7 protein-coding genes are annotated in these 6,615 nt (G+C 60.5%); 4 read left to right on the top strand and 3 right to left on the bottom strand.

Annotation, left to right across the window (positions count from 1 at the left end):
- A partial coding sequence (locus tag DXY10_RS13245) for a sigma-70 factor domain-containing protein (protein ID WP_136989217.1) occupies nucleotides 1-89 on the bottom strand: 89 nt, incomplete at its 3' end.
- A 130-nt stretch (nucleotides 90-219) separates the two neighbouring features.
- On the opposite strand from DXY10_RS13245, the gene DXY10_RS13240 reads away from it, so the two are divergent.
- Genes DXY10_RS13240 through DXY10_RS13225 form a run of 4 tightly spaced genes read left to right on the top strand, consistent with a single transcriptional unit; the run spans nucleotide 220 to nucleotide 3,816 of the window.
- Nucleotides 220-951 carry a response regulator transcription factor gene (locus tag DXY10_RS13240; protein ID WP_244282318.1) on the top strand — a complete coding sequence of 244 codons (732 nt, stop codon included), beginning with the start codon at nucleotides 220-222 and terminating at the stop codon, nucleotides 949-951.
- 5 nt (nucleotides 952-956) lie between these two features.
- Nucleotides 957-2,105, top strand: coding sequence for a cell wall metabolism sensor histidine kinase WalK (locus DXY10_RS13235; RefSeq protein WP_115019906.1), 1,149 nt, complete (start codon nucleotides 957-959; stop codon nucleotides 2,103-2,105).
- 59 nt (nucleotides 2,106-2,164) lie between these two features.
- Complete coding sequence (locus DXY10_RS13230; protein WP_115019928.1) at nucleotides 2,165-2,899, top strand: pseudouridine synthase; 735 nt, start codon at nucleotides 2,165-2,167, stop codon at nucleotides 2,897-2,899.
- Nucleotides 2,869-3,816 carry a helix-turn-helix domain-containing protein gene (locus DXY10_RS13225; protein WP_371411164.1) on the top strand — a complete coding sequence of 316 codons (948 nt, stop codon included), beginning with the start codon at nucleotides 2,869-2,871 and terminating at the stop codon, nucleotides 3,814-3,816. Before DXY10_RS13230 ends, DXY10_RS13225 begins: the two co-directional genes overlap by 31 nt.
- Here the strand turns inward: DXY10_RS13225 and malQ are convergent.
- Together malQ and DXY10_RS13215 are read right to left on the bottom strand one after the other, a co-directional pair.
- A complete protein-coding gene (malQ, locus tag DXY10_RS13220) occupies nucleotides 3,780-5,324 on the bottom strand; it encodes a 4-alpha-glucanotransferase (protein WP_170955856.1) in 1,545 nt (514 codons plus the stop codon). The genes DXY10_RS13225 and malQ overlap by 37 nt on opposite strands.
- Before the next feature lie 8 nt (nucleotides 5,325-5,332).
- Nucleotides 5,333-6,541, bottom strand: coding sequence for a Coenzyme F420 hydrogenase/dehydrogenase, beta subunit C-terminal domain (locus DXY10_RS13215; protein ID WP_115019926.1), 1,209 nt, complete (start codon nucleotides 6,539-6,541; stop codon nucleotides 5,333-5,335).
- Nucleotides 6,542-6,615 lie beyond the last annotated feature (74 nt).

Genomic DNA, 6,615 nt, shown 5'->3' with positions numbered 1-6,615 from the left:
TGCTGATGGCTCAGCAGCGGCACACGACCGATATCACGCAGATACGAACGCACCAGATCTGCATCAGGCAGAAGGGACAGGGGCGCCATCGATCAATTACGAAACCGACTGGTTTCGTAATTTACCACCGTTGTCGGGATTTCTACCCCCAGACCCGATTGGACTCTTGGCGGGGGGGGGGGTATTCGCCACAATGGTCATGCTCAATCGGATCACCCGGTGACAAACACGCTTTCTGCACCGCTCGTGACCGCCGCAAGCCTTCTTGTCATCGAGGACGACGACTCCATCAGGGAGACAGTGGACGAAGCCCTCAGAGCCGAAGGCTTTGTGGTGCGATCCTGCGCCAACGGGGCTGAGGCTCTATCAACTCTCACCAACGCCAGCCGCGACGCAGTGGATCTGATCGTTCTTGATCTGATGCTGCCTGGGCTTGGAGGCCTGGATCTCTGCCGCCAGCTGCGCAGCCAGAACAACAACACACCCATCCTGGTGATCAGCGCCAGGGATAGTGAAACCGACCGGGTGCTTGGCCTTGAGGTCGGAGCGGACGATTACCTTGTCAAACCTTTTGGGATCCGCGAACTCGTGGCGCGCTGCCGCGCTTTGCTGCGTCGTTCACAGCCACCGACCGTCGTGGAGGACTGCACCAATGCGATGCAGCGCCACGCCAATCTCTGCCTCTATGCCCAAGAGTGCCGGGTCACACGTGACGAGCAGGATCTCAATCTCTCGCCGAAGGAATACCGCATCCTTGAGTTATTCATCAAGAACCCCAAAAGAGTCTGGAGTCGGGATCAGCTGCTTGAGAAGGTCTGGGGCATCGATTTTGTCGGCGACACCAAAACCGTTGACGTCCACATCCGCTGGCTTCGGGAAAAAATCGAAGACCAGCCCTCCTCGCCAAAACACATCCGCACAGTGCGCGGATTCGGATACCGCTTCGGTTAACGACGATGGCAACGGAATGGACGCTGGGACTTGCTACCGGCCTCGTGATCGGTAGTGGCTTGACCTGGCTGATCCAACGCCAGCCAAGACGATCTCGCCAAAAGGGTGACGCCCGCGCGAAAGAGCGCAAGCCCCTCAGCACCCCCCAGCTGCTGGCCTGGATCGATGAAGCCACTCAAGGCTGGTTGATCCTCAAACCGGATCTGAGCATCGCCTACATCAACGGCAAGGCCGAACGCCTATTGCGCATCTCCCATCAAACCCTGGTTCGAGGCCAAAGACTCGACGAAGTGCTCCATGTCGACCCAATCAATGAGGCGATTGTGAGCGTGCGTCACCAGCAACGCCCTCAACGAATCGAATGGGACATGCGTGGCGAGCCACTCGAGACGATCGTGCTACCTGGATCAGACGAATGGCTCCTGCTCTTGCTGCAGAGTCGTCAGTCCCTAGAGGCCCAACAACAGCAGCAAGAACGGTGGGTGAGTGATGTCGCCCATGAGCTCAAGACGCCTCTCACAGCCTTAATGCTCGTGAGCGACAGACTCGAAACGGCCGTCGGGGAGGGCGACACCGTACTGGTTCAACGTTTGCAAAAGGAATTGCGACGCTTGCAACTCCTGGTTGAAGACCTGCTGGAGCTATCGCGGCTGGAGAACAGCCTGCCCATGGACAACGGCAGCTATTCGCCGCTCATCCTGAATGAACTGGTGGCTAGCGCATGGGGAAGTATCCGGCCCCTAGCCGAACAAAGGGGCGTCAGCCTGGAAATGCGGGATCAGATCACGGCACCGCTGCGAGGAGACCAGCCTCGACTGCATCGCGCCATCCTCAATCTGCTCGACAATGCTCTGCGGTACGCACCCGACTGCAGCCAGGTGGAGGTGGAGATCCAGCCCAGTGGCGGCTGGTGGTTGCTGGCTGTTCGCGACCACGGCCAGGGACTCAGCGAGCCAGACCTCGAGAAAATGTTCCAGAGGTTCTACCGAGGAGATCCCTCCAGGGCCCGATCCAATCAGAGCGGCAGCGGGCTGGGTCTGGCGATTGCGCAGCAAATCGCTGTCAACCACGGAGGCAGGGTGCAGGCCCGCAACCACCCCGGTGGCGGCGCCAGCATGGAGCTGCTGTTACCTCGAAACACTGACAGCGTCTGAAGTGTGGTTCGTCCCGGTCAAGGCCCTTGAGCAACAATCACAAGCTTGAAGCAGATTCTTTGGCTGGCTCCCCCCGCGGCGACCGCCTGCAAAAACTGATTGCTGCCGCAGGGATCTGTTCGAGACGCCATGCAGAGGAGTGGATTCGGGCCGGCCGCATCAGCGTCAATGGCAGGGTGGCTCAGCTAGGGGACCGAGCCGACCCAAGCCAAGACCACATCTGCGTGGATGGGGCCCAGATACGAAGCACACCCCAACCCAGGCTGTTGTTGCTGAACAAGCCAAAAGGGGTCATCAGCAGCTGTCACGACCCCCAAGGACGCCCAATCGTGCTGGACATGCTGCCGATCGAACTGCGCTGCGGCCTCCATCCCGTTGGACGTCTCGACGCAGACAGCCGCGGAGCACTGCTGCTCACCAACCAAGGAGAGCTGACGCTGCATCTCACTCACCCCCGCTACTCCCACACCAAAACGTACCGGGTCTGGGTCAGGGGCCGGCCGAAACACAGCACCCTGGAGGCATGGCGCCAGGGACTGCCCTTGGATGACCGCATCACCCAGCCCGCAACGGTTCGTGTTCTGGAGCACGAGAGTGGAGAGACCTTGCTGGAGGTGGTGTTGCGAGAGGGCCGCAATCGCCAAATCAGGCGGGTCGCTGAACAGCTTGGCCACCCGGTGATCGATCTCCAACGCATCGCAATCGCAAACGTCGCTCTCGGTTCCTTGGCGGAGGGTCGCTGGCGCCCTTTAAACAAGGGAGAATGGCGTGCATTGACCAACACGCCGCGATGAGATTTCCCAGGCTCTGGCCTCGGCGCAGATCGTCCCAGGCGACAAGCGGTTTAACAGGCGAGAGCCCTGATCAGATCACGCCCTTGCAGCAGGCAGGCCAGCTGCTGAAAGAACGGAGGGAGCAGCGAGGGCTCAGCATGCGAGACCTCTCTCGAGAGGTGCGCATTACCACTCCCGTGCTTGAAGCCCTGGAGAGAGGATGGGCTGATCGCCTGCCCGAAGCCGCCTACCTCGGCGCGATGCTGGCACAACTGGAGCGCCACCTCGAGCTGGCACCCGACAGCCTGCAAGGGGCCCTCCCCACGACGACGAACAGCAAGCTGCAGGGCAAAACCGCTGGCAACCGCCGCTTCACCATCGGCAGTATTGACATCGTCAGCACCTGGCAAGGAAGCGTGGTGTACGGGGTGGTGATGCTGGGGACATTGATGGCTCTGAATCAGCAACAGCGCCACTTGGCCCAACGCAACAGTCAGCAACTGCAACCGATCGCACCGACGGCGGCTGACCTTCAGATCAGCAACCGCACGCAAGGGAGCGAGACGGGACTGCCGCCGGGACTGCGACCGCTTGAGGACGCCCTCAGACGCCCATTGGTGCAGTGGTTACCACCAACGTCAGCCACCAGCAAGGATTCTCAGGCCATCGACTCCGATGAACGCCAGGCCCTCGGCCTACTGCAGCTCAACCTCAGTCAGCCGAGCACCATCCGTTTGTCCAGTGCCGGTGGCGATCGCAGTGAACTGCAAGGCAGCCAAGGGCAGTTAACCCTGCAACTGCTAGCGCCGATCAGCTTGAATCTGCAGCCTCCTCCGCAGGCAGAGGATCAAGTGCTTTGGAATGGTCAGCCTCAAAAGCCCATGAGCGATCAACCTGGTCGCTATCGCCTACCCCAAAGCGACCCGCGCTCGCCGTAACCCCTGAGGGCGTCTTCCACCGCATGATCCAGGGAGGGGAGACGCCAGATCCAGTTACCACCAACCGTGCCGGGGGTGTTGAAGCGCGCAGCATCATCAAGATGCAAGAGATCCTGCAATGGGGTCACCACCAAACCTGCGGGAGAGGCCAGCCCGAGCTCGAGCAGTTGCCAGCCCGGAGCTGTTACCTCTTGACCCACCGCCATAGCCACCCGCTCCCTGGCGTCTGCATCCAGTCCCTGCCACCAACCGATCGTGGTGGGGTTGTCATGGGTACCGGTGTAAACAACCCACTGGTTGCCGTGGATGTTGTGCGGAAGGTAGGGGTTGTCTGGATTGCCGTCGAAGGCGAACTGCAGGATCTTCATGCCCGGCAGGTCGAACCCGTCACGCAGGTCTTCCACATCATCGGTGACCACCCCCAGATCCTCAGCAACCAGGGGCAAGCAGCCATCACCATCCGCTTTCAGACAGCGCAACAACGCATGGCCAGGTGACGGTTTCCAGACCCCTCGAGCGGCGGTGTCATCGCCACCCGGTACGGCCCAGTAAGACGCCAAAGCTCGGAAGTGATCCAGCCGCAGTAAATCCAGGAGCTGCCACTGACGCCGCAAGCGCTGCCGCCACCATTGAAACCGGGTCAGGCGATGCCGCCACCAGCGATACACCGGAGTGCCCCAGAGCTGACCGGTGGCAGAGAAGTAATCAGGGGGCACACCGCTCTGGGTGGTCAACGTGCCGTCTGACTCGATCGAGAACAAGCGACGATGACTCCAAACATCGGCACTATCACGGGCAACATAGAAAGGGAGATCGCCAAAGATGCGAACCCCAAGCTCATCCGCGAACGCTCGCAGGCATCGCCATTGCTGATCAAGCTGCCATTGGAGCAATCGCTGAGCCTGCAAAGCCCGGTGATGTTCCGCTTTCCAGGCCCGCAGCGCTCTGCCCCGATGTCGAGCCAAGGGGCGAGGCCACTCCCACCAGGGCAAGCCCTGGTGCTGCCTGCGAAGCTCCACAAAACAGACGTGCTCTTCCAGCCAATCCCCCTGGGCCACACACCAACGTTCGAAACAGCGGTGGCGTTCAGAAGACTGTTCCTTCCAGGCCTTCTCCAGCTCCCGTGCGAGAGCCTCGGCCCGCTCATCAGCAAGCTGGCAGTCCAAAGCTTGCATGGGGCCGGAATCGGCTGATTGTCCAGGCAGAGCGTTCAGGGCCTGCTCTGACAAAAAGCCCTGATCGACCAGATCCTGGCCATCCAGAAACCAAGGGTTGATCGCAAAACTGGAAGGGGAGCTGTAGGGGGATCCAGTGCCGTCAGTCGGCGCTAACGGCAACACCTGCCAGACCCCGATGCCGTGACGGGACAGAGACTGCAACCAATCACGCGCCGCAGCTCCGAACCCACCACAGACAGGACTTCCCGGTAGGGCAGAGGGGTGCAGCAGAACCCCAATGGCCCCTGCAGGTGCAGCGGCAGTGACCTCTGTAGTGGAAGACAACACCATCGCCAGGATCAAGACTTGGGCAACTCGTAGCGCTCGATGATCTTCCGCGCGAAGGCTGGTAGATGGCGACCGTACTGCTTGGGATGGTTCCGCCGCACCCAAAGGGCATTGCGCGTGAAGTGGGAGTCAATGGAGAACCGTCCGTACTCCAGCCCCTTCGGACCGATGCGCTGCACAACCCAGCCCACGACCTCAGCCAACCACATCGGCAGCTTGATGGCCTTGTCATAGGCATCGATGCCCTGTTGCACTGCCGCCCGTCGATCCCCACGGCTGGTGACAGGAGCGATATCGAGATCCGCTTCGATTAAATCCAGCAACTCAGCTCCGAGCTGATTGCGCACCACCAGCCATTGGCGGCCAAATTCAGCACCCATGTAGCCCACCACTAAATCAGCCCCAGCATTGGTGTAGTCGAAACAGCTCAGACAGCTCGGAGCAAAGACATCCTTGAGGCGGGGTGTATCGAGACCAAAGAACGGAACTGTTTCCTGGCGACCGTCCTTGTGGCGGAAGTGAATTCGGAAATCCTGCATGAACTCGTAGTGGACCACCGTGTCCGGGGAAGCACTCGCGCTGTGCAGAAAGGTGTTCAAACCCTCACGGGAGACGTTGTCCACACAGGGCAGACCAAGCACATAGAGCTGTTCGAGCGGCAAGGTGTTCTGCACAGCCCTCAAGGCTTGGATCTGACAGCCCACCCCAATGGCCAGCAAGCGACGGATGCCGCTGCCCGGCAACTGCTCAAGCACAGACAGATTGTTGGAGAGGGTCGGTTTATTCACCCGTGCGGCAAGCACCTCTTCAGGCGTGCGTGCCAGAACTGGCATCGGTGTGAAGCGGTCATCAGGGCTCTGCTGGACACAGAGCACGGCATCGACCAGACCACTCTTGAGAGCCTGAACACCAAGGTGGCTGACGATTCCAGTCCACTGCGCACCATCGATTGGCTGGCGCATGCGGGCGGTGAGCATGCGCTGCTGCACGCCGAAATAAAGCTCGTCGTCATTGTCGAGGTCACGACTGCGGCCGTGGTGGCGCTTCTCCATCCCCTCGAAATCCTGATGGAGAAACGCGCAGGCCTGACGCACGTAGGCAACCCAACGTGAATCACACAGACCACAGTCGCTACAGAGGTCCTTGGCTGGCCGCACCACATCCCGTGGAATGGGCCGGGCCCGTTCATGGGGAGCGGGGGAAGCAGGAGCTTGCGTCACAGATCGGGCGGGCCTTGACGCTTCCAACGCTAAACAGCTGAAGTTGAGCAAGACTGGGCACCCTTTGAAATCAG

This window comes from Synechococcus sp. UW140 (genome assembly GCF_900474295.1).
Taxonomy (GTDB): Bacteria; Cyanobacteriota; Cyanobacteriia; order PCC-6307; family Cyanobiaceae; genus Synechococcus_C.
The sequence above is the reverse complement of the archived record's forward strand: the minus strand, read 5'-3'. Positions and strand labels throughout refer to the sequence as shown.

Coding starts and splice junctions, on each gene's coding strand:
- DXY10_RS13235 (WP_115019906.1), top strand. CDS start 957: ATGGCAACGGAATGGACGCTGGGACTTGCTACCGGCCTCGTGATCGGT.
- DXY10_RS13225 (WP_371411164.1), top strand. CDS start 2,869: ATGGCGTGCATTGACCAACACGCCGCGATGAGATTTCCCAGGCTCTGG.
- malQ (WP_170955856.1), bottom strand. CDS start 5,324: ATGGTGTTGTCTTCCACTACAGAGGTCACTGCCGCTGCACCTGCAGGG.